This window comes from Pseudolactococcus laudensis (assembly GCF_013449735.1).
Classification (GTDB): Bacteria; Bacillota; Bacilli; order Lactobacillales; family Streptococcaceae; genus Pseudolactococcus; species Pseudolactococcus laudensis.
Map to the genome: position 1 here is coordinate 189,567 of NZ_JACBNY010000001.1, position 26,997 is coordinate 216,563.

At 39.3% G+C, this 26,997-nt stretch carries 30 protein-coding genes; 23 read left to right on the forward strand and 7 right to left on the reverse strand.

Annotated elements, in window-relative coordinates; translation table 11 throughout:
- The first annotated feature begins 65 nt into the window (after positions 1–65).
- The 12 genes from murC to HZR21_RS00995 all read left to right on the forward strand — a co-directional run bounded on the left by murC (position 66) and on the right by HZR21_RS00995 (position 10,550).
- Complete coding sequence (gene murC / locus HZR21_RS00940; protein WP_180745619.1) at positions 66–1,400, forward strand: UDP-N-acetylmuramate--L-alanine ligase; 1,335 nt, start codon at positions 66–68, stop codon at positions 1,398–1,400.
- A 91-nt stretch (positions 1,401–1,491) separates the two neighbouring features.
- Entirely contained in the window at positions 1,492–1,980 is a 489-nt protein-coding gene (locus HZR21_RS00945; RefSeq protein ID WP_180745621.1) for a GNAT family N-acetyltransferase, read from the forward strand.
- A 284-nt stretch (positions 1,981–2,264) separates the two neighbouring features.
- A complete protein-coding gene (locus HZR21_RS00950; RefSeq protein WP_180745623.1) occupies positions 2,265–3,200 on the forward strand; it encodes a class I SAM-dependent methyltransferase in 936 nt (311 codons plus the stop codon).
- Between the two features lie 277 nt (positions 3,201–3,477).
- Positions 3,478–4,671, forward strand: a complete 1,194-nt coding sequence (locus tag HZR21_RS00955; protein WP_003139481.1) for an acetate kinase — start codon at positions 3,478–3,480, stop codon at positions 4,669–4,671.
- A gap of 239 nt (positions 4,672–4,910) precedes the next feature.
- A complete protein-coding gene (gene pyrH / locus HZR21_RS00960; protein WP_003139482.1) occupies positions 4,911–5,630 on the forward strand; it encodes a UMP kinase in 720 nt (239 codons plus the stop codon).
- 30 nt (positions 5,631–5,660) lie between these two features.
- On the forward strand, positions 5,661–6,218 hold the full coding sequence (gene frr / locus HZR21_RS00965; RefSeq protein WP_003139483.1) for a ribosome recycling factor: 558 nt from the start codon (positions 5,661–5,663) through the stop codon (positions 6,216–6,218).
- A gap of 155 nt (positions 6,219–6,373) precedes the next feature.
- Positions 6,374–7,237 carry a CvfB family protein gene (locus HZR21_RS00970; RefSeq protein ID WP_180745625.1) on the forward strand — a complete coding sequence of 288 codons (864 nt, stop codon included), beginning with the start codon at positions 6,374–6,376 and terminating at the stop codon, positions 7,235–7,237.
- Positions 7,234–7,755 (forward strand): peptide-methionine (S)-S-oxide reductase MsrA, encoded by a 522-nt coding sequence (gene msrA, locus HZR21_RS00975; protein WP_180745627.1) that lies wholly within the window; start codon positions 7,234–7,236, stop codon positions 7,753–7,755. The genes HZR21_RS00970 and msrA overlap by 4 nt, the downstream gene beginning before the upstream one ends.
- The gene (locus tag HZR21_RS00980) at positions 7,752–7,961 is read left to right on the forward strand and encodes a YozE family protein (protein ID WP_003139486.1); all 210 of its coding nucleotides are present in this window, start codon (positions 7,752–7,754) and stop codon (positions 7,959–7,961) included. Before msrA ends, HZR21_RS00980 begins: the two co-directional genes overlap by 4 nt.
- A gap of 521 nt (positions 7,962–8,482) precedes the next feature.
- Positions 8,483–8,908 (forward strand): 50S ribosomal protein L11, encoded by a 426-nt coding sequence (gene rplK, locus HZR21_RS00985; protein WP_180745629.1) that lies wholly within the window; start codon positions 8,483–8,485, stop codon positions 8,906–8,908.
- Between the two features lie 173 nt (positions 8,909–9,081).
- Positions 9,082–9,768 carry a 50S ribosomal protein L1 gene (rplA, locus tag HZR21_RS00990; protein ID WP_180745631.1) on the forward strand — a complete coding sequence of 229 codons (687 nt, stop codon included), beginning with the start codon at positions 9,082–9,084 and terminating at the stop codon, positions 9,766–9,768.
- A 455-nt stretch (positions 9,769–10,223) separates the two neighbouring features.
- Positions 10,224–10,550: a hypothetical protein gene (locus HZR21_RS00995; protein WP_040526111.1), complete on the forward strand. Its 327-nt coding sequence runs from the start codon at positions 10,224–10,226 to the stop codon at positions 10,548–10,550.
- 78 nt (positions 10,551–10,628) lie between these two features.
- Here the strand turns inward: HZR21_RS00995 and HZR21_RS01000 are convergent, their stop codons facing one another.
- Together HZR21_RS01000 and HZR21_RS01005 are read right to left on the reverse strand one after the other, a co-directional pair.
- Positions 10,629–10,859, reverse strand: coding sequence for a hypothetical protein (locus tag HZR21_RS01000; protein WP_003139497.1), 231 nt, complete (start codon positions 10,857–10,859; stop codon positions 10,629–10,631).
- Between the two features lie 108 nt (positions 10,860–10,967).
- A complete protein-coding gene (locus tag HZR21_RS01005; protein ID WP_003139499.1) occupies positions 10,968–11,369 on the reverse strand; it encodes an HIT family protein in 402 nt (133 codons plus the stop codon).
- Between the two features lie 79 nt (positions 11,370–11,448).
- Between HZR21_RS01005 and HZR21_RS01010 the strand changes: the two genes are divergently transcribed.
- Complete coding sequence (locus HZR21_RS01010) at positions 11,449–12,192, forward strand: ABC transporter ATP-binding protein (RefSeq protein WP_003139501.1); 744 nt, start codon at positions 11,449–11,451, stop codon at positions 12,190–12,192.
- Entirely contained in the window at positions 12,185–13,210 is a 1,026-nt protein-coding gene (locus tag HZR21_RS01015) for an ABC transporter permease (RefSeq protein ID WP_180745633.1), read from the forward strand. The genes HZR21_RS01010 and HZR21_RS01015 overlap by 8 nt, the downstream gene beginning before the upstream one ends.
- Positions 13,211–13,235: 25 nt before the next feature.
- Here HZR21_RS01015 and panD read toward each other — a convergent pair whose 3' ends face one another.
- The 3 genes from panD to panB are packed head-to-tail and all read right to left on the reverse strand — an operon-like array spanning position 13,236 to position 15,349.
- Entirely contained in the window at positions 13,236–13,622 is a 387-nt protein-coding gene (gene panD, locus HZR21_RS01020; RefSeq protein ID WP_180745635.1) for an aspartate 1-decarboxylase, read from the reverse strand.
- Positions 13,623–13,625: 3 nt separating this feature from the next.
- On the reverse strand, positions 13,626–14,477 hold the full coding sequence (gene panC, locus HZR21_RS01025) for a pantoate--beta-alanine ligase (protein WP_374940016.1): 852 nt from the start codon (positions 14,475–14,477) through the stop codon (positions 13,626–13,628).
- A 2-nt stretch (positions 14,478–14,479) separates the two neighbouring features.
- Positions 14,480–15,349 carry a 3-methyl-2-oxobutanoate hydroxymethyltransferase gene (panB, locus tag HZR21_RS01030; RefSeq protein ID WP_180745639.1) on the reverse strand — a complete coding sequence of 290 codons (870 nt, stop codon included), beginning with the start codon at positions 15,347–15,349 and terminating at the stop codon, positions 14,480–14,482.
- A 617-nt stretch (positions 15,350–15,966) separates the two neighbouring features.
- On the opposite strand from panB, the gene HZR21_RS01035 reads away from it, so the two are divergent.
- Both HZR21_RS01035 and HZR21_RS01040 read left to right on the forward strand, forming a co-directional pair.
- Entirely contained in the window at positions 15,967–16,605 is a 639-nt protein-coding gene (locus HZR21_RS01035; RefSeq protein ID WP_003139510.1) for a carbonic anhydrase family protein, read from the forward strand.
- A gap of 39 nt (positions 16,606–16,644) precedes the next feature.
- Positions 16,645–17,103: an RpiB/LacA/LacB family sugar-phosphate isomerase gene (locus tag HZR21_RS01040; protein ID WP_180745641.1), complete on the forward strand. Its 459-nt coding sequence runs from the start codon at positions 16,645–16,647 to the stop codon at positions 17,101–17,103.
- 72 nt (positions 17,104–17,175) lie between these two features.
- Here HZR21_RS01040 and HZR21_RS01045 read toward each other — a convergent pair whose 3' ends face one another.
- Both HZR21_RS01045 and HZR21_RS01050 read right to left on the reverse strand, forming a co-directional pair.
- Positions 17,176–17,808: a copper homeostasis protein CutC gene (locus HZR21_RS01045; RefSeq protein ID WP_180745852.1), complete on the reverse strand. Its 633-nt coding sequence runs from the start codon at positions 17,806–17,808 to the stop codon at positions 17,176–17,178.
- A gap of 78 nt (positions 17,809–17,886) precedes the next feature.
- Complete coding sequence (locus HZR21_RS01050) at positions 17,887–19,368, reverse strand: helix-turn-helix domain-containing protein (protein WP_180745642.1); 1,482 nt, start codon at positions 19,366–19,368, stop codon at positions 17,887–17,889.
- A 510-nt stretch (positions 19,369–19,878) separates the two neighbouring features.
- Between HZR21_RS01050 and HZR21_RS01055 the strand changes: the two genes are divergently transcribed.
- The 7 genes from HZR21_RS01055 (at position 19,879) to HZR21_RS01085 (ending at position 26,977) form a co-directional block, all read left to right on the forward strand.
- A complete protein-coding gene (locus HZR21_RS01055) occupies positions 19,879–20,229 on the forward strand; it encodes a hypothetical protein (protein ID WP_003139515.1) in 351 nt (116 codons plus the stop codon).
- The gene (locus tag HZR21_RS01060) at positions 20,223–21,050 is read left to right on the forward strand and encodes a putative RNA methyltransferase (protein ID WP_180745644.1); all 828 of its coding nucleotides are present in this window, start codon (positions 20,223–20,225) and stop codon (positions 21,048–21,050) included. The genes HZR21_RS01055 and HZR21_RS01060 overlap by 7 nt, the downstream gene beginning before the upstream one ends.
- Before the next feature lie 175 nt (positions 21,051–21,225).
- Positions 21,226–23,007, forward strand: coding sequence for a PTS mannitol transporter subunit IIBC (locus HZR21_RS01065; protein ID WP_180745646.1), 1,782 nt, complete (start codon positions 21,226–21,228; stop codon positions 23,005–23,007).
- 98 nt (positions 23,008–23,105) lie between these two features.
- Positions 23,106–24,839, forward strand: coding sequence for a BglG family transcription antiterminator (locus HZR21_RS01070; RefSeq protein WP_180745648.1), 1,734 nt, complete (start codon positions 23,106–23,108; stop codon positions 24,837–24,839).
- 18 nt (positions 24,840–24,857) lie between these two features.
- Positions 24,858–25,079, forward strand: a complete 222-nt coding sequence (locus HZR21_RS01075) for a hypothetical protein (RefSeq protein ID WP_180745651.1) — start codon at positions 24,858–24,860, stop codon at positions 25,077–25,079.
- A gap of 203 nt (positions 25,080–25,282) precedes the next feature.
- Positions 25,283–25,723, forward strand: coding sequence for a PTS mannitol transporter subunit IIA (locus HZR21_RS01080; RefSeq protein WP_180745653.1), 441 nt, complete (start codon positions 25,283–25,285; stop codon positions 25,721–25,723).
- 105 nt (positions 25,724–25,828) lie between these two features.
- The gene (locus HZR21_RS01085) at positions 25,829–26,977 is read left to right on the forward strand and encodes a mannitol-1-phosphate 5-dehydrogenase (RefSeq protein ID WP_180745655.1); all 1,149 of its coding nucleotides are present in this window, start codon (positions 25,829–25,831) and stop codon (positions 26,975–26,977) included.
- Positions 26,978–26,997: the final 20 nt, after the last annotated feature.

Consider the following 26,997-nt stretch of genomic DNA (forward strand, 5'->3'; position numbering starts at 1 on the left):
GATAGCGGTGGAAATTTCCACCGCTATCTACACGATTGCCCAACCCAGCTTAAAAGAGTAGACAAATGTCACAAAAAACTTATCATTTTATTGGAATCAAAGGGTCAGGTATGTCAGCACTTGCGCTCATGCTACATCAAATGGGGCACAAAGTTCAAGGGTCTGATTCAACTGATTATTACTTTACCCAACGTGGATTAGAATTGGCGGGTATTCCACTTCTGCCATTCGACACTAAAAATATCACGCCAGACGTTGAAATTATTGTCGGCAATGCTTTCCGAGATGATAATAATATTGAAGTAGCTTACGCTAATAAAAACGGTTACCACTTTGTTCGCTACCATGAGTTTCTTGGCCAATTTATGACTAACTTCACCTCAATCGGTGTCGCTGGTGCGCACGGTAAAACATCAACAACTGGTCTTTTAGCGCATGTGATGCGTCACGTGACAGACACGTCTTATCTAATCGGTGATGGCACAGGTCGTGGTTCTGCAGATTCTAAATTCTTTGTTTTTGAATCTGATGAGTATGAGCGTCATTTCCTACCTTACCATCCTGAGTACACAATTATTACTAATGTCGATTTCGACCATCCTGACTATTTCACAGGTATTGATGATGTTTTTGACGCCTTCCAAACCTATGCAAAACAAGTTACTAAAGGTGTATTTGTTTATGGCGATGATAAATATTTACAAAAAATAAAGGCTAATGTGCCAATTTATCGTTATGGTTTCTCTGATAGCGATGACTATATTGCTAAAGATGTGACGCGGACAACAAGTGGCTCAAAATTCACAGCCTATTTCCACGACCAAAAAATCGGTGAATTTGTCGTGCCAACATATGGCAAACATAATATCTTGAATGCCTTAGCAGTTGTTGCCGTGATACATCAAGATGGTTTTGACGCTGAAGAAGTTGCCAAATACATGGCGACATTTGGTGGCGTTAAACGTCGATTCACAGAAAAACGAATTGGTGACCAAGTCATAATCGATGATTTTGCGCACCATCCGACTGAAATTGAAGCGACGGTGGACGCAGCGCGCCAAAAATATCCGGATAAAGAAATTGTCGCTGTCTTTCAGCCGCACACTTTCACACGAACAATTGCCTTGATTGATGAGTTTGCGACAAGCTTAAACCAAGCTGATGCCGTTTATTTAGCACAAATCTATGGCTCAGCGCGTGAAGTTGACCATGGTGATGTCAAGGTTGAAGATCTAGCAGTGAAAATCGAAAAGCCAGCTAAAGTCATTACTGTTGATAATGTGTCACCTTTACTTGACCATGACAATGCTGTCTATGTCTTTATGGGTGCTGGTGATATTCAAAAGTATGAATATGCCTTTGAAACACTCTTATCACAACTGACAAGTAATGTTCAGTAAACTTAAATAAAATAAAACAAACGCCAATTTTTTATTAAAGTTGGCGTTTGTCTCATACAGCGGAAAAAGATATAAAAAAGAGGAGAAAGAGATGAATATTAGACATGTCACCCCAGCAGACCTAGAAGTTGCTTATAGCATAGAAATCGCGAATTTTTCAGAGAGTGAGGCGGCAAGTTACGAGGCGATTAAGGCAAGAATAGCTAAAATACCGGATACCTTTTTAGTAGCCGAAATTGATGGTCAAGTCGCAGGCTACATAGAGGGACCAGTGATTCATGCGCGACATTTGACGGATGATTTGTTTCAAACCGTGACTGAAAATCCCACAACAGGTGGCTATATTGCAGTCACTAGTTTATCTGTTGCAGATATTTTTCAAGGTCAAGCTGTTGGGACGAAATTAATCGCAGCTTTGAAAGACCTCGCATATGAGCAAAAACGTGAAGGGATTACCTTGACTTGTCATGATTATCTGATTCCCTACTATGAAAAAAATGGCTTTATTAACGATGGTCAATCGAAATCGGCACATGGTGGTGCCATTTGGTTTGATATGGTTTGGGAAACAACAGTTTAAAATAAAAAATCTCGTAGACTATACAAGCCTACGAGATTTTTTTGGGGAGTTATTATGAAAAAATATTTTAGGAATGATTTAAGTATAACCAAGCATGCTTAAATGAGACTTAAACCAAAGCTTAAAGTTCAAGAATCGGATTGTGGTAGACTCATATAAGGAAAGAAAGGGAACGAAAATTTTGAGATATTTCCCCAACAAATCAAGACTTGACTGCGAGGAAGTAGTGGTAAATAGCAAAAAATGTTTGCTTTATTTACTTAATTGAGTATATAATAAAGGTTATGAATATGGAAAAAATTGAAACGGCATTTGGTCTGTTATTAGCCAATGTTCAGCAACTTGAAACACATTTAGCCACACATTTTTACGATGCTTTGATTGAGCAAAATGTAAGCTATCTTGGTAAAGCTGTCTCGGATGACTTGCAACACCGTAATGAGCAATTGCGAGCACTCAATTTGACAAAACTAGAATGGCAAAAAGTCTATCAATTTGCTTTAGTAAAAGGTGCAAAAGAAATGCACTTGCAAGCCAATCACCAATTAACACCCGACGCGATTGGTTATATTATTAAGTTTATGATTGAGACCTTGACCACTGAAACTAGCTTGTCTATTTTGGAATTAGGCTCTGGTACAGGTAATTTAGCAGAGACATTATTGACTGGGATGCCAGATAAAGACTTGACCTATACTGGTTTTGAAGTTGATGACTTAATGATTGACTTGTCGGCTAGTATTGCTGATGTCATGCAAACTTCAGCCCAATTTTTACAGATTGATGCGGTCCGACCACAAGTCATTGAACCTGTTGATTTATTATTATCAGATTTACCAGTTGGTTACTATCCTGATGATGAGATTGCCAAACGCTCAGTAGTTGGTAGTCAGCTAGAGCATACTTATGCCCACCATTTATTGATGGCGCAAGGTTTCAAATACCTAAAGGCAGAAGGATATGCCATTTTTGTTGCACCAAGTGATTTGCTATCAAGTCCGCAGGCCAATTTGTTGAAAAAATGGTTGCAGGACTATGCACGCGTCGCTGCTGTTATTACCTTACCAGAAGACATTGTCACTGAAAATAATAGCAAGGCGATCTTTGTTTTACAGAAATCAGCACAAGGTAAAGCACCGTTTGTTTTTCCTTTGACAAGTTTGACAAATCCGGAAATTGTGCAGTCTTTTATGACGCAATTTCGTCAAAATATGATATAATTTAATGGAAAACGTTTTCAACACAAGCGTTTTTTTAGATAGTAAACGATATCTGATGCATTACTTAAAAACATCTGAGGTACTGGAGTCGTTGAAATGACCAAAACGGCTGCCACCAAAACAGTCGCCTCAACATCTTATTTAACTGAGTTTCGGCTCCTTGAGACTAGGAAAAAAGATAAAAGTACGCAGACACTGTTGTGTCTTGACGTCTTTTCCTATTTTTCATAGTCTCAGAACAGTCGCCTCAACATCTTAATCTAGGAGAGAATGTAAAATGTCAAAAACAATTGCGATTAATGCCGGTAGCTCAAGTCTTAAATGGCAGCTTTACCAAATGCCAGAGGAAACAGTGATAGCTAAAGGACTGATTGAGCGGATTGGCTTGCCGGAGTCGGTTTCGACAGTTAGTTTTGAAGGGGATAAACATGTCACGGTAAAAAATATTCACAACCATACAGAGGCTGTGGCAATTTTAATGAATGACCTCAAAAATTTGAACATTATTGCTCACTTTTCAGAAATCACTGGTACTGGTCACCGTGTCGTTGCTGGTGGTGAACTGTTTAAAGATTCAGTTTTGATTACTAATGAAGTAGCTAACCAAATTGAAGCCTTATCAGATTTAGCACCATTACATAATCCAGCTAATGCTGCCGGTATCTATGCTTTCTGTGCGTTGTTGCCAGAAGCGACTCACGTCGCTGTCTTTGATACCGCATTTCACTCAACTATGCCTGCAGTTGCTTATCGTTATCCTGTGCCAAATGAATACTACGATAAATATGCAGTCCGCAAGTACGGTGCGCATGGTACGAGTCACATGTATGTGGCGCAAAAAGCTGCTGAGTGTCTTGGTAAGGCACCCGAAGAGCTTAAACTTATTACAGCACATATCGGTAATGGCGGTAGTTTGACAGCTATCGATGGTGGCAAATCAGTTGATACATCTATGGGCTTTACACCTCTTGCTGGTGTTATGATGGGCACACGGACTGGTGAATTAGATGCCTCAATTATTCCTTACATTATGACTAAAACAGGTATCACGGATGTAGCTGAAGTTATTGATATCTTTAATAAAAAGTCTGGTTTGGCAGGTATTTCTGAAATTTCATCTGATATGCGTGACATCATCTCTGCTTGTGAAGCAGGAGATGAGAAGGCTAAACTGGCTTTCGATATGTATATCAATCGACTTCAAAAATATATCGGTCAATATTTAGCTGTATTAAATGGTGCGGATGCCCTTGTCTTTACAGCGGGTATTGGTGAAAATTCAGATGTCGTTCGGAAAGCAGTTGTTGATGGTTTATCATGGTTTGGCTTAGACATTGACGAAAGCAAAAACGTTTTTGGTGCGGATGGTATCATCTCAACGCCAGATGCTAAAGTAAAAGTACTTGTCATTCCGACAGATGAAGAACTTGTCATCGCGCGTGACGTTGAAAAATTTAAGGCACTAGCCTAAAAAAGATTGAAGACTTCCTTGATGCCATTGCATAGGGAAGTTTTTTTATTGCTTACTAGGTATCGTAAAATGGACTTGTTGTTGCTAAAATGATATTGAAAGATATCGTCTTGTGTATTGTGACGAGTCAATCAATTTGAAATAAACTTAGAAATCTGATTATGATTTTTAAAAATTCTTCAATTTTGTGGTAAAATGGATAAGATAAAGTATGAAATGAACAGTATGAAAGGTGAATTATGTCTCAAGTAAAATATAAACGCGTCCTCATCAAACTTTCCGGAGAAGCACTTGCGGGTGAACGCGGTGTCGGTATTGATATTGCGACGGTTGAGGAAATCGCCAATGAGCTGAAAGAAGTTCACGATTTAGGTATCGAAATTGCCTTGGTTATCGGTGGTGGTAATCTGTGGCGTGGTGAAGAAGCTGCTGCAGCAGGTATGGAACGTGTTCCAGCTGACTATACAGGTATGTTGGGAACTGTCATGAATGCCCTTGTCATGGCGGATGCGCTTGAGCGAGTTGGTGTGACAACACGTGTTCAAACTGCGATTAATATGCAACAATTAGCTGAACCTTATGTTCGGGGACGTGCTTTGCGCCATCTTGAAAAAGAGCGTATCGTGATTTTTGCTGCTGGAACTGGGTCGCCTTATTTCTCAACGGATACGACGGCTGCTCTCAGAGCCGCTGAAATTGGTGCAGATGCCATTCTCATGGCTAAAAATGGGGTTGATGGGGTTTACAATGATGACCCACGCACCAATGCGGCTGCGATTAAATTTGAGGAGTTGACGCATATTGAAGTGTTGAAACAGGGCTTGAAGATTATGGATTCAACGGCATCTAGCTTGTCTATGGATAACAATATCGACCTTGTTGTCTTTAATCTCAATGAAAATGGTAACATCAAACGTGTCGTTCTGGGTGAACATATTGGAACAACCGTGTCTAATTAATTTTGAAGGAAATATAAAAGGAAGACTATCATGACAAATGACATCGTAACAACGGCTCAAGACCGTATGAAACAATCTATTGACAGCTTGCAACGTGAATTTGGTAGCATTCGTGCTGGCCGTGCTAATGCGAGCTTGCTTGACCGCATTACTGTGGACTATTATGGTGCACCAACGCCTTTGAACCAATTGGCAGGGATTTCTGTGCCTGAAGCGCGTGTGCTTTTGATTACACCGTTTGACAAAACAGTGATTAAAGATATCGAGGCTGCATTGAATGCGAGTGATTTGGGAATTAATCCTCAATCTGACGGGAATGTGATTCGTTTGGTAATTCCAGCTCTGACTGAAGAACGTCGTAAAGAATTAGCAAAAGAAGTGAAGAAAACAGCTGAAGGTGGTAAAGTAGCGATTCGTAACATCCGTAAAGATGCCATGAATGATGCTAAGAAATCTGAAAAAGCAAAAGAAATCACTGAAGATGAGTTGAAAACACTTGAAAAAGAAATTCAAAAAGTGACAGATGCTGCGGTTAAAGAAATCGACCAACACACTGCCAATAAAGAAGAAGAGCTTTTGACAGTTTAAGTATTATAGAACCGCACAGATCATTTGTGTGGTTTTTTGATACTTTCGAGCGCACACAACTCTGGACGGCTGTCAAGAAACAGTCTGCTTTTTATGGTATAATGGAGAAAATTGCATCTATTTAACCAATGAGATATGAAAATAAAGAGGATACTATGACAGATTTAAATGCCCTTATGGCAACTATGATTACCGGAAAAATCACCGATGAAAATGAGCAAAATTACTACATTCAAAAAGATGGTCTGATTTTCAGATTACCGAAAACTGAAGGTGACTTTGCGATTGGCGACGATGTGACAGGCTTCGCCTACACGGACAAGGCCGGCAAGCAACGCTTGACTTTAACAGAACCTGCAGCCACACGAGACACTTACGGTTGGGGGACTGTAACTGATGTCAGAAAAGACTTAGGTGTTTTTCTGGATGTCAACATTCCTGAAAAAGACGTCGTCGTTTCCGTTGATATTTTGCCTGAACTTAAAGAGTTGTGGCCGAAAAAAGGCGATAAGCTGTACGTTAAGCTGGATGTTGACAATAAAGACCGTATCTGGGGAGAGCTAGCCTATCCTGAAACCTTTGTTCAGATGGCTGGCAAAGCTTATGATAACATGCAAAACCAGAATTTACACGCCATTGTCTACCGCAATAAATTCTCTGGTAGCTTTGTTTATCTGCCGGAAAATAATATGCTTGGCTTTATTCATCCAAATGAGCGCTTTTCTGAGCCGCGCTTGGGACAAGAACTTGATGTACGCGTGATTGGCTATCGTGAAATCGATAAAACGTTAAATCTCAGCCTTAAACCGCGCTCTTACGAGATGCTGGATGCTGATGCACAGCTGATTATGACTTACTTGGAACAACAAGGAGGTCATATGCCTTTCTACGATAAATCAGCACCAGAGGATATCAAAGCAACGTTTGCCATTTCAAAAGGTCAATTTAAAAAAGCATTAGGTGGTCTAATGAAACAAGGCAAAATCAAACAAGATGAGACAGGAACGACATTACTATGAGTCAAGAACGAGCAATTTTTGCAGGTGGCTGCTTTTGGTGTATGGTGCAACCCTTTGAGGAAATGCCAGGCATTCTGAGTGTCCTGAGCGGCTATACAAGTGGTACCACGCAAAACCCAACCTATGAAGATGTTTTGAGTCACCAAACCGGCCATACTGAGGCTGTCGAGATTATTTTTGATAATGACATCGTCAGTTATGAGGCTTTAGTTGCACTTTATTGGACGCTGACTGACCCGACGGATGCTTTCGGCCAATTTCAAGACCGCGGCGATAACTATCGCCCAGTGATTTTTTATGACAATGTCGAGCAAGCACAGGTAGCGACTGAAAGTAAAGCGCAGTTGCAGGCTTCAGGACGCTTTGATTTTCCGATTGTTGTGGCGATTGAACCGAGTCAGACCTTCTGGCCAGCAGAAAGTTACCACCAAGGTTTTTATAAAAAGAATCCAACTCGATATGCCCAAAGTTCACAAATGAGACATGATTTTCTAGCCAAACAATGGGGGGAGAAATGAGTTTTTATACTTTTTTGATGAAACATCGGGCGCATAAAGAAGTCGATGATATCACCAAACTTGCAAACCTGGTTTATGATGACACGACATTTCCAAAACAATCTTCAAGTTTCGATGAAATTTCGACTTATATGGAAACTCATGCAAACTTTGCCTTTAATCTATCAACTTTTGATGAGATTTGGGAGTTGTATTTAGCGGGGTGAGTGTGACCTTGCTTGATTTATTTAAATGAGCTAGGGATAAAAGGTCTCAGTCCTAAAAGAGGGAAGTAAAACTATCAGTTTACTTCCCTCTTTTAGTGTTATTCGCTGAACGACCCTGAATTTTTCAGCAAAAAACAACTTATTTTTACCAATTTTGTATTGTTTTAAAATTTCTGGGGAAGATGACACAAAAATACTTAAAGTATTAATAATAAAGATAGAACAAATATGAAAATAGAAGGCGTCTAAACATAGATAAAAGACTTAAACGACCTGATAAATCAGCACTATCAATCTGTTTAACAATTAAACGGGAGAAAACCAGTACCATAAAACAGAGGATATTTTAGTACAATCAGACTCAGAAAATCAAGTGATAAATAACTTGACAAGATACAAAAATAGCGGTACAATATTATGGTATGCTTTATAAAAAGCAGACTGCGTGGGAGGGCATTCGTCCATTAAACCACATCACGAGAAGAGATTTCGCAAGAAATCATTATTAGGAGGAAATTATCGTGGCTAAAGAAGTACAAAACATCGTTAAATTGCAAATTCCAGCCGGAAAAGCAACACCAGCTCCACCAGTAGGACCAGCACTTGGTCAAGCTGGTGTCAATATCATGGGCTTCACAAAAGAATTTAATGCACGTACAGCTGACCAAGCTGGCATGATCATTCCAGTTGTGATCTCAGTATACGAAGATAAATCATTTACTTTCGTTACAAAAACACCACCAGCAGCTGTTTTGCTTAAAAAAGCAGCAGGCGTTGAAAAAGGTTCTGGTACACCTAACACTGTTAAAGTGGCAACTGTTACTAAAGCACAAGTACAACAAATTGCTGAAACTAAAATGGAAGACCTTAACGCTTCATCTGTCGAATCTGCAATGCGCATGATCGAAGGAACAGCACGTTCAATGGGCTTCACTGTCGAAGGTTAATTTTCGATTTTTCTGTCGTAATTTCAGACATGACTTTGGGTCACTTTTGAATGATAGAGAGTATCAAAAAGCTGCTTTCAGACTGATGTCTGAATGATGTAAACCACCGATCGACTATGATGAAGCGGTGGAAGGTTGCTTGCAACCGCTAAAACCACAAGGAGAAATTTATAATGGCTAAAAAAAGCAAACAATTGCGTGCTGCTTTGGAAAAAGTAGAAGCAACTAAAGTATACACAGTTGAAGAAGCTGTTGCATTGGCACAAGAAACTAACTTCGCTAAATTTGACGCGACTGTTGAAGTTGCTTACAACTTGAACATCGACGTTAAAAAAGCTGACCAACAAATCCGTGGCGCAATGGTATTGCCAAACGGAACTGGTAAAACAGCTAAAGTTTTGGTTTTCGCTAAGGGTGAAAAAGCTGAAGAAGCTAAAGCTGCTGGCGCTGACTATGTTGGTGAAATGGAATACGTTGAAAAAATCAACGGTGGTTGGTTTGACTTCGACGTTGTCGTAGCGACACCTGACATGATGGCTGTTGTTGGTCGTCTTGGTCGTGTGCTTGGACCACGTAACCTTATGCCTAACCCTAAAACTGGTACTGTAACAATGGACGTTACTAAAGCAGTTGAAGAAGTTAAAGCTGGTAAAGTAACTTACCGTGCTGAAAAAGCTGGTATCGTACACGTTGCTATTGGTAAAGTGTCATTCGAAACTGAAAAATTGGTTGAAAACTTCAAAGCAATCAACGCTGTTATCGCTGCTGCGAAACCAGCAACTGCTAAAGGAACTTACATCCAAAGCTTGACAGTGACAACTACTTTTGGTCCTGGTATCAAAGTAGATCCAAACTTCTAATTCAAACGACTATTAAAAAGCTATTCAGTTACGAATGGCTTTTTTCTTTGTTTTAAAATTGATTTGGTAATAGACTTTAAAATGATAGAGAAGACGTTTAATTCGTGATTTTTTTTACAAATAAAAAACTGTTATTAAAAGAAAATAGGAACAGTGATTTATAAAGGATTGTTATCATTTGCTATGACTGGCTTAGTAATAATAAGAAAATTTTAGCGTTTCTTATTATTATTTTAGTTGACATTAGGGCAGAGTTTGTATAAGATTTAATAAGACTAAGATATTTCCGTATTTTAGGATGTTTTTTAGGTGATAGATAGCGATAATTTCATGATTTATTGTCTAGATCAGAAGTATTGACAGGGTTTTAAATCTTGTTTCGTTATTTTTTCTATAATATCAGATAGTCAAAACTTGATATTCTGTTATTATTGCTTTTTAAGGGGTGTTATTTTATGTTAAAATTTGTATGGTGTTACATGATGGCTGCCTTTGCTATTTTGTTTGCATTCCAGGCGATTGGAATGACGGTAATGGGCGACTACATGATGTTTGTTGGGATGTTATGCTTGAGCTTTGTCTTGATAAAAGATGATAGAATAAAAGAAATGATTGCGTCTAATATTTGTCTCGCAGTTGTTATATTAACGCTTTGGTTCTCTGAGCATACCTTTCATTATATTCAAAACACAGGCATGTTGCTACTTTTTATTGGTGCCATGGTGACTGCTGAATTATTCGGAGTGTTCTGGGGGCGAAAGTTTGCTCGTAATCAATTTTAAGTAAGTGTTGTATTAATCATTGCCGTTAATAGTTTCAAGATAAGCTATCATTAAGTACATAAAAAAACGAGTTCTCAATTATTTTGAGAGCTCGTTTTGAATTTTAGTCGATAGTGTGTTAATCGCATCAATTCTTGGCTGTGCTTGGAACTGATATTCTTTGATGTCTTTTTTGATATCATCCATGACAAATTGTGCATAGCCAAGTTCAAACTTGACTGTATCCAAATGTTTCTTAGCTTCAGCTGTCTCTGAAATAAAATCACCACCGATAGCTTTTAAGTCTTTAAAATAGTCAATAATACTCATGTCAGCTTTCCTTTCTATGTTTATACTCCGTTCAAGCGTAGTCATTCGCGAATTTGCGTCTGCTCAAAGTAGTTAATGGTGCTAGATGTCTGATGCCATGTCAACAAATTAAGGGGTGGTCAGAGTGCTCTGAAGTGTGTTTAAGTCGATGTCGTGTTCAGTGAAGTTAGCCGTGAAACCGTCATCTTTGCTATAACGCGGAATCAAGTGAACGTGCGCATGAAAAACAGTTTGTCCTGCTATAGTTTCATTATTTTGAAGAATATTCATACCGCTTGCACCTAATGTTTTGGTAATGTGAGCAGCGATTTCAGGGATTTTAGAAAATAGAGTCGCAGCATCTTCAGCAGTCATTTCTAAAACGTTTCGGATATGTTTTTTTGGAACTACTAGCGTATGGCCTTTAGTCGTTTGTGTGATATCGAGAAAGGCTAGAACATCATCGTCTTCATAAATTTGATAAGAGGGAATATCCCCAGAGATAATTTTACAAAAAATGCAATCTGTCATGAATTTTACCGTTTCTTTTCTGAATTTTGTTATAATTACATTATAGCATTTTATGTAAAAAAGAGTATAGAGAGCGCATATGACATTAAAAATTGAAAATTTAACAGGTGGTTATTTCGGGACGACCGTTCTGAAAGACGTGGATTTTACGGTCAATGACGGTGAACTTGTCGGCTTGATTGGCCTAAACGGTGCAGGTAAGTCGACGACAATCCAGGAGATTATTGGGTTGCTGACACCCTATCAAGGTCAGATTTTGCTAGATGGTTTGAGTATCCGTGAGGACGCTGAAACCTACCGTAAAAAAATTGGTTTTATTCCTGAGCAACCGTCTTTATATGAAGAATTGACCTTGCGTGAGCATATTGAAGTCACTGCACTAGCCTATGATGTTGCGCCAGAAGTGGCTATGTCACGTGCTGAAAAATTACTGAAAACATTTAGACTTTCTGATAAGTTAGACTGGTTTCCGGCGAATTTTTCTAAGGGGATGAAACAAAAAGTGATGATTATCTGTGCTTTTTTAACAGAGCCGTCACTTTATATTATTGATGAACCATTTTTGGGGCTTGACCCCCTTGCTATAAATGACTTGATTGACCTGATGTTAGAGATGAAAAAAACAGGGGCATCTATCTTGATGTCGACGCATATTTTATCAACTGCAGAGAGGTTCTGTGATAAATTTATCGTCTTACATGAGGGTCGAGTCATTGCAGACGGTGATTTAGCGGCATTACGTGTGAAATTTAACTTGCCTGAGGCAAGTCTTGATGAGATTTATGTCGCTTTGACTGATGAAAGTTGGCAGGCGCATGGCTAAAGACATCTATGATTTATTTGCCAAAAGGCGTGGCAACTGGCGAGCGCAGAATCTTAAATATCTTCGCTATGTATTTAACGACCATTTTGTTCTTGTTCTCATGTTTCTCATTGGTTTTCTAGCTTACCAGTATGCTGATTTCTTGAAAAAATTACCGGCTCACTGGTTACCGGGTTATGTGATAGCAGCCCTAATCTCTATAATGGTGTTGTTTTTCGGACGATTAGCAACGTTTGTCGAACGCGCAGACCAACAATTTCTCCTAGCAAAAGAAAAAGCTGTTCAAGCCTATCTGATAAGCGCAGTGAAAAAATCGTTAGTTTTTCCAGCGGTTGTGATTGTTTTGATGACGGTTATTATCAGTCCGCTTATTAAATTGCCACTTCCCTTAACGCTAGTCTGGGCTATCGTCTTAATCGCGGTTAAATATTTTCTGCTTTCAAAAAAAGCGCAGTCCTTTGTTCAAAATGAGTTGATTCAGTGGCAATCACTTATCAATTATGAAAAAAATCGTCAAAATGCGGTGCTGAAGGTATTTAGCCAGTTTACAGATGTCAAGGGCTTACAGCAGCAGGCTAAACGCCGCAAGTATCTGGATGTTCTGCTGCCTAAGTCAAAAATGACCTATGATTATCTTTTTATCAGAACTTTTTTGCGAAGTGGTGATTATTGGATGCTTATGTTGCGTTTGCTAGGACTTGCTGTGCTTTCGCTTATCTTTATTCATGCGGATATTTTTGCTTTGTTACTCGCTTTAATTTTTGATTACTTACTTGTTTTTCAACTGTTTCCGATTCGTCAATCTCAGGATTATCAAATCTTGACCAATCTCTACCCACTTAAAGCAAGTGCTAAAAATTTGGCAGCGAGCAAGTTGATTCGAAATCTGGTGTTTGCGGTTAGTCTGGTTGAGCTAGTAGTGAGCCTGCTAACTTTCCAGAATAAACTGATTGCAGGTATTTTTGTTCTACTTGCTGTCTTTCTGGGTGTGCTTTATCCAAAATGGAAATTAAAATAAAAAATAGCGTTTCACGCGCTATTTTTTAATACCCAATTTTACCGATTTTTTCGTAATCTGTGATTTTCTCTACTTTGTTGTCATCTGTGACAAAGACGACTTGCGGTTTGAGAACTCTAGCCTCTTCTGGTGTGACTTGCGCATAGGCCATGATGATGATTTTATCCTGGACTTGGACTTTTCTAGCAGCTGCACCATTGAGGCAGATGACGCCTGTGTCTGCTGGGCCTTCAATCACGTAGGTCTCAAAGCGCTCGCCATTATTAATGTTCACGATGTGTACTTTTTCATAGCGGAGTAAGCCTGACGCTGCTAATAATTTAGCGTCGATAGTGATACTACCGACATAGTCCAATTCGGCCTGTGTGACGGTGGCGCGGTGAATTTTGCATTTCAGCATATCTAGTAGCATGTGTTAGGCCTCCAAATGTATCAGTTTGTTATCGATCAGTCGTGTTTGGTCAACATAAACGGCAAGTAGCAGTAAGATGTCTGTGGTGATGTTGTCGATGTCTTGTAGGGTGGTAGGGTCGACGATTTTGATATAGTCTATTTGGGTTAGGGATTGGGCTTGGATATGTGTGTTGAGGGCAGCTATAATATTGCTCGTTTTGAGCTCGCCGTTTGAAATGAGGGTTTCGGCTAGTGTTAGCGCTTGGAATAAGACGACGGCCTGTTGTCGAGCATCTGTGCTGAGATAGGTGTTGCGTGAACTTTTAGCTAGGCCGTCTGCCTCGCGAATAATCGGGCAGACAATCAAGTCAAGATCTTGGTTGAGGTCACGCACCATTTGTTGTAGCACGGCTACTTGCTGGGCATCTTTTTGTCCGAAGTAAGCTTTGTTTGGTTGGACGAGATTGAAGAGTTTGGTGACGATTGTTGTGACGCCGCGAAAATGCGTAGGCCGGCTTTTGCCTTCTAGGAGCTCACTGACGCCAGATGTTGTGACATAGGTATTAAAGCCAGACGGATACATCTCAGAAACGTGAGGTGTAAAGATGAGGTCAGCACCTGCCTCCAGACATTTGAGTTGGTCTTGTGCGAGATCTCGTGGATAGGTTGCCAAATCTTCACCTGCAGCAAACTGAGTTGGGTTGACAAAAATACTAACGACGACTCGGTCATTCTCAGAGGCGGCCTTACGGATAAGGCTTTGGTGTCCTTCATGTAAAAAGCCCATGGTTGGGACGAAACCAACTGTTTGATGCGCAGATCGCCATGATGTGAGTTTTGATTTGAGCTCCGAAATGGTTGTGGCAGTTGAAATTGTCACGATTTTTCTCCTTCTATGCTACTAGTTGTACTGAATTCTTGTTTTAACTTTTGGATGATATCGGCATCAATTTTGTAGCTCTCAGTCTCGTTTGGAAAATCGCCAGACTGGACATTTTTTTGGTAGCTAGTGACAGCATCCTTGAAGAGCCTACCACCTTCAGCAAAACGACGAACAAATTTTGGTTGCAGGGTATCGATCATACCTAGCATGTCTTGATAGACTAGGACTTGACCGTCAGTTGCGTTGCCTGCACCGATGCCAATGCACGGGATGTGTAAAAGTTGGCTGATGAACTCGCCCAATAGTGAGGGAATACCTTCTAAGACAACTGCAAAAGCACCGGCATGTTGCACGGCAAGGGGATCTTTAATCACTTGTCGTGCATCGGTTTCGGTGCGCCCTTGTACTTTGAAACCACCAAAGGCGTTGACAGATTGTGGGGTTAGACCGAGATGTGCGACGACTGAGATAGCGGCTCTTGTGATAGCAGTGATGACATCGGCAAAAGCCTCGCCGCCTTCTAGTTTGACGGCATTTGCGCCACCTTCTTGAATCAAGCGGCCAGCATTGATGACGGCAGTTTCGGTGCTAACATGGTAAGATAAAAAGGGTAAATCGGCCACAACAAAAGCACTTTTTGCAGCGCGTGAGACAGCCTTGGTGTGATGGAGCATATCAGCCATTGTCACGCTCAAGGTATCCTCATACCCCAGCATGACCATTCCGAGAGAATCACCGACCAAAAGCATATTGATACCAGCCTCATCAAAGAGTTTGGCTGTTGTGAAGTCGTAGGCAGTTAACATTGTGATTTTTTGCTGTTTATTTTTCTGTGCTTGAAGTGAAAGGACTGTATTTAGCATGTTTTCTCCGTGTCTTGTCAGTTAAATTGCGACTTTACTTTTTTCTTTCTCATATCTTACCATAATCATGAGGGTTTTAGCTTAATAAAATGTGTTTTATTTTTAAAAAAGTGTTGATTATTCGGATAATTCGGTGAATGGTCGCAAGATATCTATCTAGGAAATCTTATATTGATTGATATTAGATGATGATAATATTAGAAAATAGCCTAGCGATGTTGCCTTTTATCACAACAAATCATATATTTCGGATGAAAAATTTTAGGTATCCAATCAAAATATGGTATGATAGATGAGATAGAGTTTGAAATGAATACTAAATTAAGTGACTTTTATTTTTAAAGTCTATATTCCTATCTTGTTCTATCTTTTATAAAGAGATATTTATCGAATTTATAGCGGATTTCCCCGCTCATCATTAAAGGAGTTGCCGGTCCAACGGCTAAGTGATTGTCCAGCGACTAAGATTTTTTTCAAAAATCAAGTCTACTGTACATAGCAGGGCACGTAATGCGCTAAAGCGCAAAGTGCCAATGCTAAATCGCTAAGCCACGTTGTACGTAGCAACTTCCCTAAATTCTTCGCGGATAAATCCGCTCATCATTAAAGGAGTTGCCATGATGAAACATCTAGATTACAGGCACCAAGAGAAGTGGGCGCTTGCTGATAATACTTTGATCCCTCAGTCGCCGATTGATGTGCAGACGGATCAGTTGCTAGCTAAGGTTGATACATCTTTGCAAATTAATTTGCCGAGTGATCAAGAAGTTATTGTGAAAGATACGCCGATAGGGATTCAGATCTATGCGGATGGTGATTTGCAATGGCGTGGTCATGAATATATGCTCAACCGTTTCCATTTTCATGATGGTGCTGAGCATTTGGTTGATGGTAAAAGACATGCAGCAGAGATTCACTTTGCTTTTGAGAGTGTTGATATTAACCAACTGGTTTTGGCTGTATTTGCCGATGTCGATGAAGACTGTACAGATGACAGTATCTTAACTTTGTTAGATGCTCCCCATAAGTTGGTTGACTTTGATATCAATAAATTGTTACCCCAAAATCAGACTTTCTGGACTTATAAGGGATCAATGACGACACCACCATTGAACCAAACGATTACTTGGTTGATTTTAGAAGAACCAATCAAAATTTCACCAGCAGAAAAAGATTTATTACAAGATAAATTGCGGAGCAATTACCGTAATATCCAAGAAACGAAAGATCGCGATGTTTATCGCATCGAAGATTAAGCACCAAAAATAGAGAAAGTCGAGTAGAAAAACGAAAAAATGAAAATTATCATGGCAAGTGATCACGCAGGGGTCGAGTTAAAAGCAGAAATTAAGGCATTACTAGAAACAATGGGGCATGAGGTCGATGATATGGGACCTTATGACACAACTGCGGTTGATTTGTCAGATTTCGTCTATCCGGCAGCTCTCAAAGTCAGTCAGGAAAAAGTTCGTGGCATTTTTGTTGATGGTGTGGGCTATGGCTCTGCCTTAATTGCTAATCGAATTTATGGTATTGATGCCGTTGTGTGTCAAGACCCTTTCTGTGCGAAATTGGCGCGTGAGCATACAGATAGTAATGTCTTATGTTTAGGCGGTAAAATCATTGGTTCAGCGCTTGCGCTTGAGATTGTTCGGACTTGGATGACGACTGATTTTCTTCCAGAAGAAAAATATATTCGCCGTGTTGAAAAAGTCAAAGCTATTTCAGAAAAACATTTGGTTAAAGACTTTTAAGCGGTTGAACTGCTATAATAGAAAAAGCCTCAGATTTCTATCTTGAAATCTGAGGCTTTTTTTATTTAAAACTTAAAGGATTACAATTTTTGTACCGTGTACATAAGGACTGCCAGTCTCTGCTGAAATTGTTTCAGCATTGGCAGCGCTCACGCCACCACCTGCTAAAATCTGGATACGGCCCGCTGCATAGCTGACGAGTTCGGCTATTTTAGCTGTATTGATGGGTTTGTCAAGGCTATCACCGTGCATGAGAATCTTATCAAACCCGAGGTTGACGAGTTCGTCTAGGGCAGATTTTTGTAGGTCTGTCGGAATCTCGTCAAATGCCATATGAAAAGTTACGGGAAGGCCTTGGCTCGCTATCATTAGCGTTTCCAAAGCTTCTAGGTCTAAGCTATTATCATCTGTTAGCGCACCAAATACCAACTCACTTGTGCCAGCTTCAACGGCTTTCAGAATGTCAGATTCCATGATGCGTAGCTCGATAGAGTTGTAGACGAAGTCGCCACCACGTGGGCGGATCATACTAGCAAAGGTTGTTTTGGTATCCTTGAGGTAGTCGGCGGTTTCTTTGATGACGCCGTAGCTTGGGGTTGTGCCGCCAACTGCGAGGTTGTCGCAGAGCTCAATGCGTTCAGCACCAGCAGCGACCGCTCGAGGAATATCGGTAAAGTTTTCAGCACAAAATTCTCTGATTAACAAGGGTGTGTCTCCAATCTGTTTTTTCAATTACTTTGATTATAACATACCTGTGTCTGCTCGGAAAGTTGGCAGTTTTGATTAGTTAGTTGAGCGGCAAAAATTATTTTTACGGTCTGAGAGTTTGTTTAAGAAATTATCAAGTTCTGCCTTGTTCCAATTTGAGTAAAATAAGGAAGTTGAGAAGAACGGCACGTCGGCATATTTATTTTCTGGCATCCAATTTGAGATGATGGCATCTGGCTTTTCGCCTTTGAGCTGATTAAAGGTATATACTATGATAGGTGCAGGAGTCGTATCTTGAATTTTAGAAATCAGCATTTCACGATGGAGTGGCGATGAGTTTGTTTGAACCAATATCTTAAGCGGTTTCTTGTGTTTTCTAAGGATGTTTTTAAAGAGGATAATGTAGTGATAATATAGGTTAGGGAAATTTAAAATGAGTTTCTGAATTTTAATATTATGGTCTCGGAGTTCGATAACAAAGTCGTTGATAAATTCAAAAGTTATTGCTTCTGATCGATAAATTTCTTCAGCTGTTTCTTCTAGGTCGAAGATTTTATTTCGCCCTCTAAAAATTTCAGCCTCTTTGTTCATGAGGGTGAGATTGTAGTGGAGGTAGTTTAACTCTTCTGGTGACAAGCTAAAGGTAATATTTTTTTGGAATTGGGTAATCAAATCATGTACTTCTGGTGATTTTGAGCGTTCAATCTGGAAGTCAGTTGTTTGAAAAGTTTCCAACATGATTAAGTTCGCGCGACAAAATATAAAGTAGAGGTAACGACCTTCTCGTTGTTTGGTCTCGAAATCAGGACAGGTATCAAGGAAACCAACAGCCTCAATTTTGTCGAAAAAATCATCAAATGTGACATAAGGTGAATCTGGTATTGCAAATATATCCTCATCTGGTGTTAGGAAAGAACCATGTCTTGTATTGACTTGAAAAACGTAGAAACTCAATTTGATTCTCAAAAAAGTAGAATAATCGATATTTGGTACAAAATCAATGACAAGCTGACTTGCTGCCTCGAGACTTGGTGTTTTCTGGATAATTTGTTCCAAATCTAATCCCCAAAAAAGGTTATGGTAGATAAATCTAATTTGGTATTCTTCACCATGCATGGGTTTTCTTTGTAGAAAATTAATGTAGCAGTTGTAGAAATCTAGGTAGTCATTTAACTGTTTTATATGAACGGAACATTTACTACGGCTAATTTCTAAATCTTTATGCAAGCTTGTAAAAGTTGTAGAAGTATCAGAAAAAATACGATACATCATTTGATACTTGACTGATTTTTCGACCAAGTAATGGTGGAGCTTAAATAGATTGAAAGGTGTTCCTTGTGCCATTTTGAAATGATTGGCTTTGACTGAAAAAGTCGTTAGTCCCTGTTCGTGACAGTAGTCGAGTAGCTTGTTAAAATAACTTTTAACAGTTTGTTTTGCGAGGCCCAACTCTGTCTCCAGCTCACTCAATGCAAGCTCATGATTGGGAGCGGCGTTAAGCAAACTGATCATTTTTAAGATATAATGTGAGTCTTTATCTAATAGAAAATTTTTCATTTCTAATGCTCTCCTTGTTTTTTTTAATGGATATTATCAGATGGGAGTTTGAGTTCATCAATACCATATATCGGAAACCCTGATATCAAATAAGAGTGATATCAGGTATAATAGGAAATAAAACTTGTTTTTATTATAGCGCAATTCATTTAAAATTTCTAATGATAAGCTAATCTTTTTTCGATTATTTGACAAAAAAATTACTGTTTTTTTTTATTATAATTAGTTATAAAAAAACTAGGATAATATATTTTTATTGATTTTTAACAATGTTATAAAATAGTTGATGGAATGTCAGGAATTAAGCCATAAATTACGCATAATTAGTGATAAAAAAGTAGTATTTATATAAAATATACTATATGTTATAAGGTATCATAGTTAAATGAAATATACCTTAATTCAAATAATATATGATAAAAATATGTCAAAAAAAGTATAACTTGAGTAGGCATCAGTTTCTATGCTATAATAGACAAAAGAATCTATTAGAAGGGTAGGATGGTCTAGTTGTACAATTATTTGAAAGCTGATTTATATCTCATTAATATGATGCTAGACCATGTTAAACTCTTGAAAAAGACAGTTGGTCAGCAAATTGATGTTGACTATATGATTGACCTAGAACATGTCGCTTACAATATAAGAGAAATTTCAGACGAAACCAAGCGAACACTTCCTGAGTTGGATTGGACTTGTGTGTCGAAATTTCGTGATTTGATTACCTATGAAGTCTATCATTTTAAACCTGGTGATAAAATCGAAACTGTGAGTGATGAGATGTTGATAATGGCTGATATACTTCCGCAGCTTAGAAACAGTCTCACACTGGAAGTGGAAAGTGCTAAAACTAAATGTTAAAGAAAATTGATAAAACCGCCCACTATTTGGCACAAAACATTGACTTATTAAGATGCCCTCTATGTCACACATCTTTTCATCTTGATCATTATGCCCTAATCTGTGACAACCGTCATACTTATAACATCAGCAAAAAAGGTGTGGTGAATTTCCTGACTATCAAACCAGACACCACCCACTACACGCGCAAAATGTTTGAACCACGTCGCAAACTGATTCAAGCTGGCATGTACGCCCCAGTTTTAAGCGAGATTCAAACCATGCTTACTCCGGGTAACCTGCTAGACGTTGGCAGTGGCGAAGGTAGCTTTTTAGAATTGCTAGATGTAGCCGGACATAAATTTGGTTTTGACATTGCCTTAGACGGAGTCAATATGGCGACCGACTTGACTGACATGCAAGCCTTCTTCAGCCTATCAGATCTCACCAATCTCCCCTTTGCTGACCAAAGTATGGCAACAGTCCTGAACATCTTCACACCGTCAAACTATCGAGAGTTTAATCGCGTTTTAGGACATGGTGCTCAAGTGATAAAGGTTATTCCTGACCGATATTATTTGCAAGAATTGCGCTCTGCTTTTGGTTTACCGGTAGATTATGATAACCGTGATGTCTTAGCAAAATTCACTGAAAACTTCCCTGGTCTGACGCAAAAAGAAGTCAAATATGAGTTTGAGCTCCCCAAAAATCTCCAGCAGGATTTTTTATCTATGAGTCCATTAGAATGGCGGATTTCTGAGGCAGACAAACTAGAAATTGCTAAAAATCCACCCAAGAAAGCAACAATTCACGTTCAAATTTTACAAGGTTATAAGTCTTGACACACTTTTTTGTGTCAAGGCTTTTATTGTTCCTTTAAGTGGAAACGGTTACAATGAGTTTGTAAGTTAACCGATACTTGAAACAAGCAATGCTATTTTTATTGAACACTTTAACTTGTTTCAACGTCAGACTTAAAAATCGTGTTCATGCATTTGAACATATGAGGAGAAAAATATGAACGAGTCACAATTCAACTTAAAAGTTGCAGTTCAGCGTTTGGGAACAGCACTCTCAGGCATGGTTATGCCCAATATAGGTGGATTTATTGCTTGGGGGATTATCACCGCACTCTTTATTCCAACAGGTTATTTACCCAATAAGAACTTTGCTGAGCTAGTCGGACCGATGCTCAGTTATCTATTACCGTTACTTATTGCCTATACAGGTGGTAAAAACATCTATGGTGATGGTCGTGGCGGTGTTGTTGGTGCGATTGCTGCTATGGGTGTCATTGTCGGAACAGACATTCCGATGTTTATCGGGGCAATGGCTATGGGGCCACTTGCCGGCTGGTTAATGAAAAAATTTGACCAAACTGTTCAACCTAAAATCAAAGCCGGTTTTGAAATGCTGGTGAATAACTTCTCAGCAGGTATTCTAGGCTTTGCCCTAGCACTATTTGGCTATACTTTAATTGGACCAATTGTTGAGGCTTTGACACATCCCATGGCAAAAGGTGTGGAGACGATTATCAATGCACATCTTTTACCACTTGCCAATATCTTTATTGAACCAGCCAAAATTCTTTTCCTGAATAACGCGATTAACCACGGTATTTTAACACCAATCGGAACTGAACAAGTCGCAGCGACTGGTAAATCTATTTTATTCTTACTTGAGGCAAACCCTGGGCCAGGTCTTGGTCTCTTGTTAGCATTCATGTTCTTCGGTAAAGGTTCAGCAAAAGCGACTGCACCTGGTGCTATCATCATCCATTTCTTGGGTGGTATTCATGAAATATACTTTCCATATGTGATGATGAAACCTGCACTTTTCCTTGCAGTAATTGCTGGTGGTGTAACAGGGACATTTACGAATTCAATTCTAGGGTCTGCTTTGACATCTCCAGCATCACCTGGTTCTATTATTGCGATTGAGGCAATGGCACCAAAAGGTCTTTGGCCACATATCACTGTTTTATTAGGTGTCCTTGCAGCAGCGGCAGTTTCGTTCTTAGTTTCTGCAATCATTCTAAAAAATGATAAATCAATGGTAGACGATACAGCACTCGCCACTGCACAAGCTGATCTTGCTGCTAATAAAGCAGTCGCTAAAGGGCAAGTGCAAACATCATCTGTAGTTGTACCACTTAGCAACCTAGGCGACATCAAACACATCATTTTTGCCTGCGATGCAGGCATGGGGTCTTCTGCAATGGGTGCGTCTATCCTCCGTGATAAAGTTAAAAAAGCAGGTCTCAACATTGATGTGACCAATCGGGCGATTGCGAATTTGTCTGATGCGGCAGATACCTTGGTCGTGACGCAAGAAGAGTTGGCGCCGCGTGCAGCGCAAATGGCACCAAGTTCAACAAGAGTTGCGGTATCTAATTTCTTGAATTCACCCAAATATGATGAGATTATCGAAAGTTTGACTGGTGTCGGTAGTGCAGCGCAAGCACCAGTCAAACAAGCGGTTGCTGAAGTGATTGATGAGATTGACTTGAATTTGATTGATGAGGTTGTCTTTGCACATGATGCAACATCTGTCGGTAGCGCGACTATGGGCAAAGAAACGATTCTAGCGATTTTCAGAAATCACGATGTGAAGATTCCGGTTTCAGATGTCGAGTTTCTAGCACTCGCAGCCTATAATGCGCCGAATATTGTTGTTGTGACGACAAAAGACAATACTGAAATTGCAAAACATCATGCACCTAACGCGCAACATCTCAGCGTTGACAGTTTGATAACAACACCTGAGTATGATAAAATGGTAGCACGAATGAAGAAATAGTCAGAAAAATTTAAAAACACAAGACCCGCAAGTCGGGTTTTTGTGGTCTCTATCTAGAGTACAATTTAATTACGATTTCAGACATTAAAGGAGGCGTCATGCTCGTCACGAAACGCGAACAGCAGATTATCGATGAAATTGTCAAGAAAGGACAAGTCAGCATTGCTGAGCTACTTGACGTTGTCGGTGTAAGTCGCAGAACGCTTTACAGAGACTTACAAAATTTGCAAGATTTCCTACCCAACTACCAAGTCAGCCTAATCAAAATCGACCAGTTTTACAGCCTTAAAGGTGAGTTATCTAACTTAACCGATAAGCGCGTGGTGGAGGACTATACCCAAAATGAGCGCCATTTTATGGAGTTAATTTTGTTGATTTTCGAGCAGGCCAAGTTAGCAGACTTCATGTCACGCTTTGCTATTAGCCAGCCGACAGCTACAAACGATTTGAAAATCATCGAAAAAAATCTGACCTTCGCAGGCAATGGTCTTGTACGGGAGGGAGGATTAGAAGTTATCGCAAGCGAGTACAGTAAACGAACGCTCCTCGTATCTTGTCTCGTTAGCAATTTGTCAACGCGTGATATTTTTAATTTTAGTGATGCTATTTACCAAGAAAATAAAGTCGTTCAGCTTTTTCAGAAAGCATATTTTGAGAGTGTCACAATTGCTTTCGAACGCTCAAAGATTAGCAATATTTCAGATCGCACGCAAGGGATTTTAAGACTGTTTTTCATTGTGACTTTAGAGCGCTTGGGACAGCAACATCTGATTGAAAATCATTATCAGTTTAGACCGTCGAAAAAAGCCTTGGATTTTGTGACCAAAATTGTTCAAAACTTGCCTGATTTTCGATTGAATCTTCCAGAAATTATGTATCTATCTCATATGGTAGATGTCTTGCATTTTGATAAAGGTGGGAACTTTCTATTTAATGAAAAATATGATACGAGTTTTTCTTATAAAGTTCGCCAGTTTATTGAAGATGTTAGTGTAACCACTGGTCTTAATTTCAGTCGAGATGAGAAAATTTTTGCCTTGTTAAATACGCATTTGCGCAGTAGTTTTACCCTACCTCAGCTTTTTTCGGATGATAAAAATGATTTGGTTATTCGTGTTCAAGAAGAACACGCACGTTTGTTTAAGGTGATTAGTCGTTGCCTAGCTGATGTTTTTGATAAGAAATTTTCAAAGCATGAAGTGGCTTTAATTACGCTCCATTTTTTAGCGACCTTGGAGCGTTCTAGTCGTGTTTTCCAGATGACGGCGCTTCTGATTACCAGTCGAGGGCGTGTGTCAATGGCTATTCTAGCACGTAATCTGCAGACTCAGTTTCCTTTCATTACATCAATTAAGATTATTCAAGTCAGTCAGATGCATCAGGAAGATTTATCGAATTTTGACATCATTTTTACGACTGAGAAAATTGAAGATGATGCGAAAGAATTATCATCGGTGTCATTTATCCAATTGAGTTCGAGTATCGGTTTGTCCAATGTCTCGGGTATTGCGCGTGATATTCGTAAGTTAAGAGCAAAGCGGACACCACGCCCACAAAATGACACAATGATTGAAAATCCACTTGATTTTCAAGATTTCTTTTTGAAAAGTCAGGTCATTTTACAGAATTTTAGTATTTCTGAACTGACTAATATTGCTGATTTTAACGAAACAATTTATGACCTCATGCGTGCTGATAATTTAATTGACTGGGATTTGCTAGAACGTTTTAAACGGACATCGTTTGGGATTCCCAAAACTAATTTGGTTTTGATTCATGGTATTTCCAAAGTTGTGCCACGCCCGGAATTTAAAATCTTTGATTTAACGTAAGAGATTGAAGTGATGGGTATGGATAAAGAACCTATGACTGCTAATCGGATTTTATTTTTGACAGCACCACAATCCATTGATGAGATTTATAATTATATCTTGGGTAAAATCTCAAGTTCTATCATCGAAAATACCCTTTACACGACGATTTACAGCTCGGGTAATTATGAGATTGTCTATGAACTATTGAATAAAATTATCGGTGAAAGTTTTACTAAATATACGACAGAAGAGCAATAAATTGCCTAACACCCTACTAAGTCTTGTCACAAGTTTTTGTGACAAGGCTTTTATTTACGCTCGTATAGAAAGCGATTACAATTAAAGTATCAAGAGGGAAATTAAAGGGAAAGACTTTGAGCGGATACCCCACTTGGCAGGAACACAAAATGGCATGTCAAGTTTCAAACCTTCATAAAGTGAAGGCGCAGAAAGAGGTAAAAATGGAAATACAAACGAATTTAATTAAGTTAGGTCAAGTCTTTGAAACACAAGAGGAGGCGATTATATTTTGTGGGGAACAGTTACTTGCGGGAGGCTATGTCACGGCAGATTATATTCCTGCTATGATAGAGCGCAATCGTGAACTTTCGGTTTATATGGGAAATTTCATTGCGATTCCTCATGGAACGGACGCTGCTAAGAAAGAAGTTTTAAAAACTGGGATTACCATTGTGCAAGTGCCACGTGGCGTGAACTTTGGGGATGATGCAGAGCCGAAAATTGCGACGATGCTTTTTGGTATTGCTGGTGTTGGTAATGAACATCTAGATTTGATTCAGAAAATTTCGATTTTTTGTGCAGATGTTGATAATGTTGTCAAACTAGCGGATGCCCAAACGGCAGAGGAAATTGCAGACTTACTTAATTCGGTAGAAGTTTAAGTCTTAGCAAAGGAATTGAAAGTCTAGCAAATTTAGAATGACTGAAAAGTTGTTTTATTTAAATAGTTACTTGTGAAATTATTCAAGAAATAGAAAGGGTATAACATGAAAAAAGAAGTACATTTTGGTGCAGGAAATATTGGACGAGGTTTTATCGGAGAAATTTTACACAAGAATGATTTCGAAGTTGTGTTTGTCGATGTCAATGAAACGATTATTAATGCCCTAAACGAACGTGGCAATTATGAAATAGAGCTGGCAGAGGATGCAGCGACACGGATTCCGATTAATCATGTCTCTGGTCTTAACAATGCCAAACAACCAGAGACAGTCATTGAGGCCATTAAAAATGCTAATATTGTGACAACAGCTATCGGTCCTAATATCCTCCCCTTTATCGCAGAACTCATTGCCAAAGGCATTCAAGCACGTCAAGCTGCTAAGATTGTGGCACCCCTTGATTTTATCGCTTGTGAAAACATGATAGGTGGCTCAGAGTTTTTGAAAACTAAGGTTGATGCCTTTCTGACAGAAGAAAATAAGGCATACGCTGCTACTTATATTGGGTTTCCAAATGCTGCAGTTGACCGAATTGTACCCGGTCAAACTCATGCAGATCCATTGTTCGTCGTCGTGGAACCCTTTAGCGAATGGGTCATCGACCAAAGTCAAATCCGCAATACTTTGATACATTTGACTGGCGTCCATTATGCGACGGATTTAGAGCCTTTCATCGAACGTAAGCTTTTCTCAGTTAATACGGGACACGCGACAGTTGCTTATAATGGTTTTTACTATGGTAGTGAAACGATAGACGGTGCTTTAAAGGACGAGCGTGTGATGTCTGCGCTCCTGCAAACGCAACAAGAAACGCGTGAGCTTTTGTTGGCCAAATGGGATTTATTCAACGAATCGGAGCTTAGCGCTTATCATGAGAAAATTCGGGGGCGTTTCGTTAATCCTCACTTGTCTGATGATATCTCTCGTGTTGCTCGTACACCTATTCGCAAATTAGGCTACGATGAACGGTTCATTCGTCCTATCCGAGAATTAAATGACCGGAATCTGTCCTTTGCAACACATCTGGCAACAGTTGCGAAGATTTTCAAATATACAGACGATTCAGATGCTCAAGCAGTTGAACTTCAAAAACGTTTGGCGACAGAAGACTTGACTGAGGTGATTAAATCTGTCACTGGGCTTACAGATATCAAGTTAGTGACGGCGATTAAAGAGGCGGTTGAGGCACTATAATTTGGTTGCTATTAAAAAAT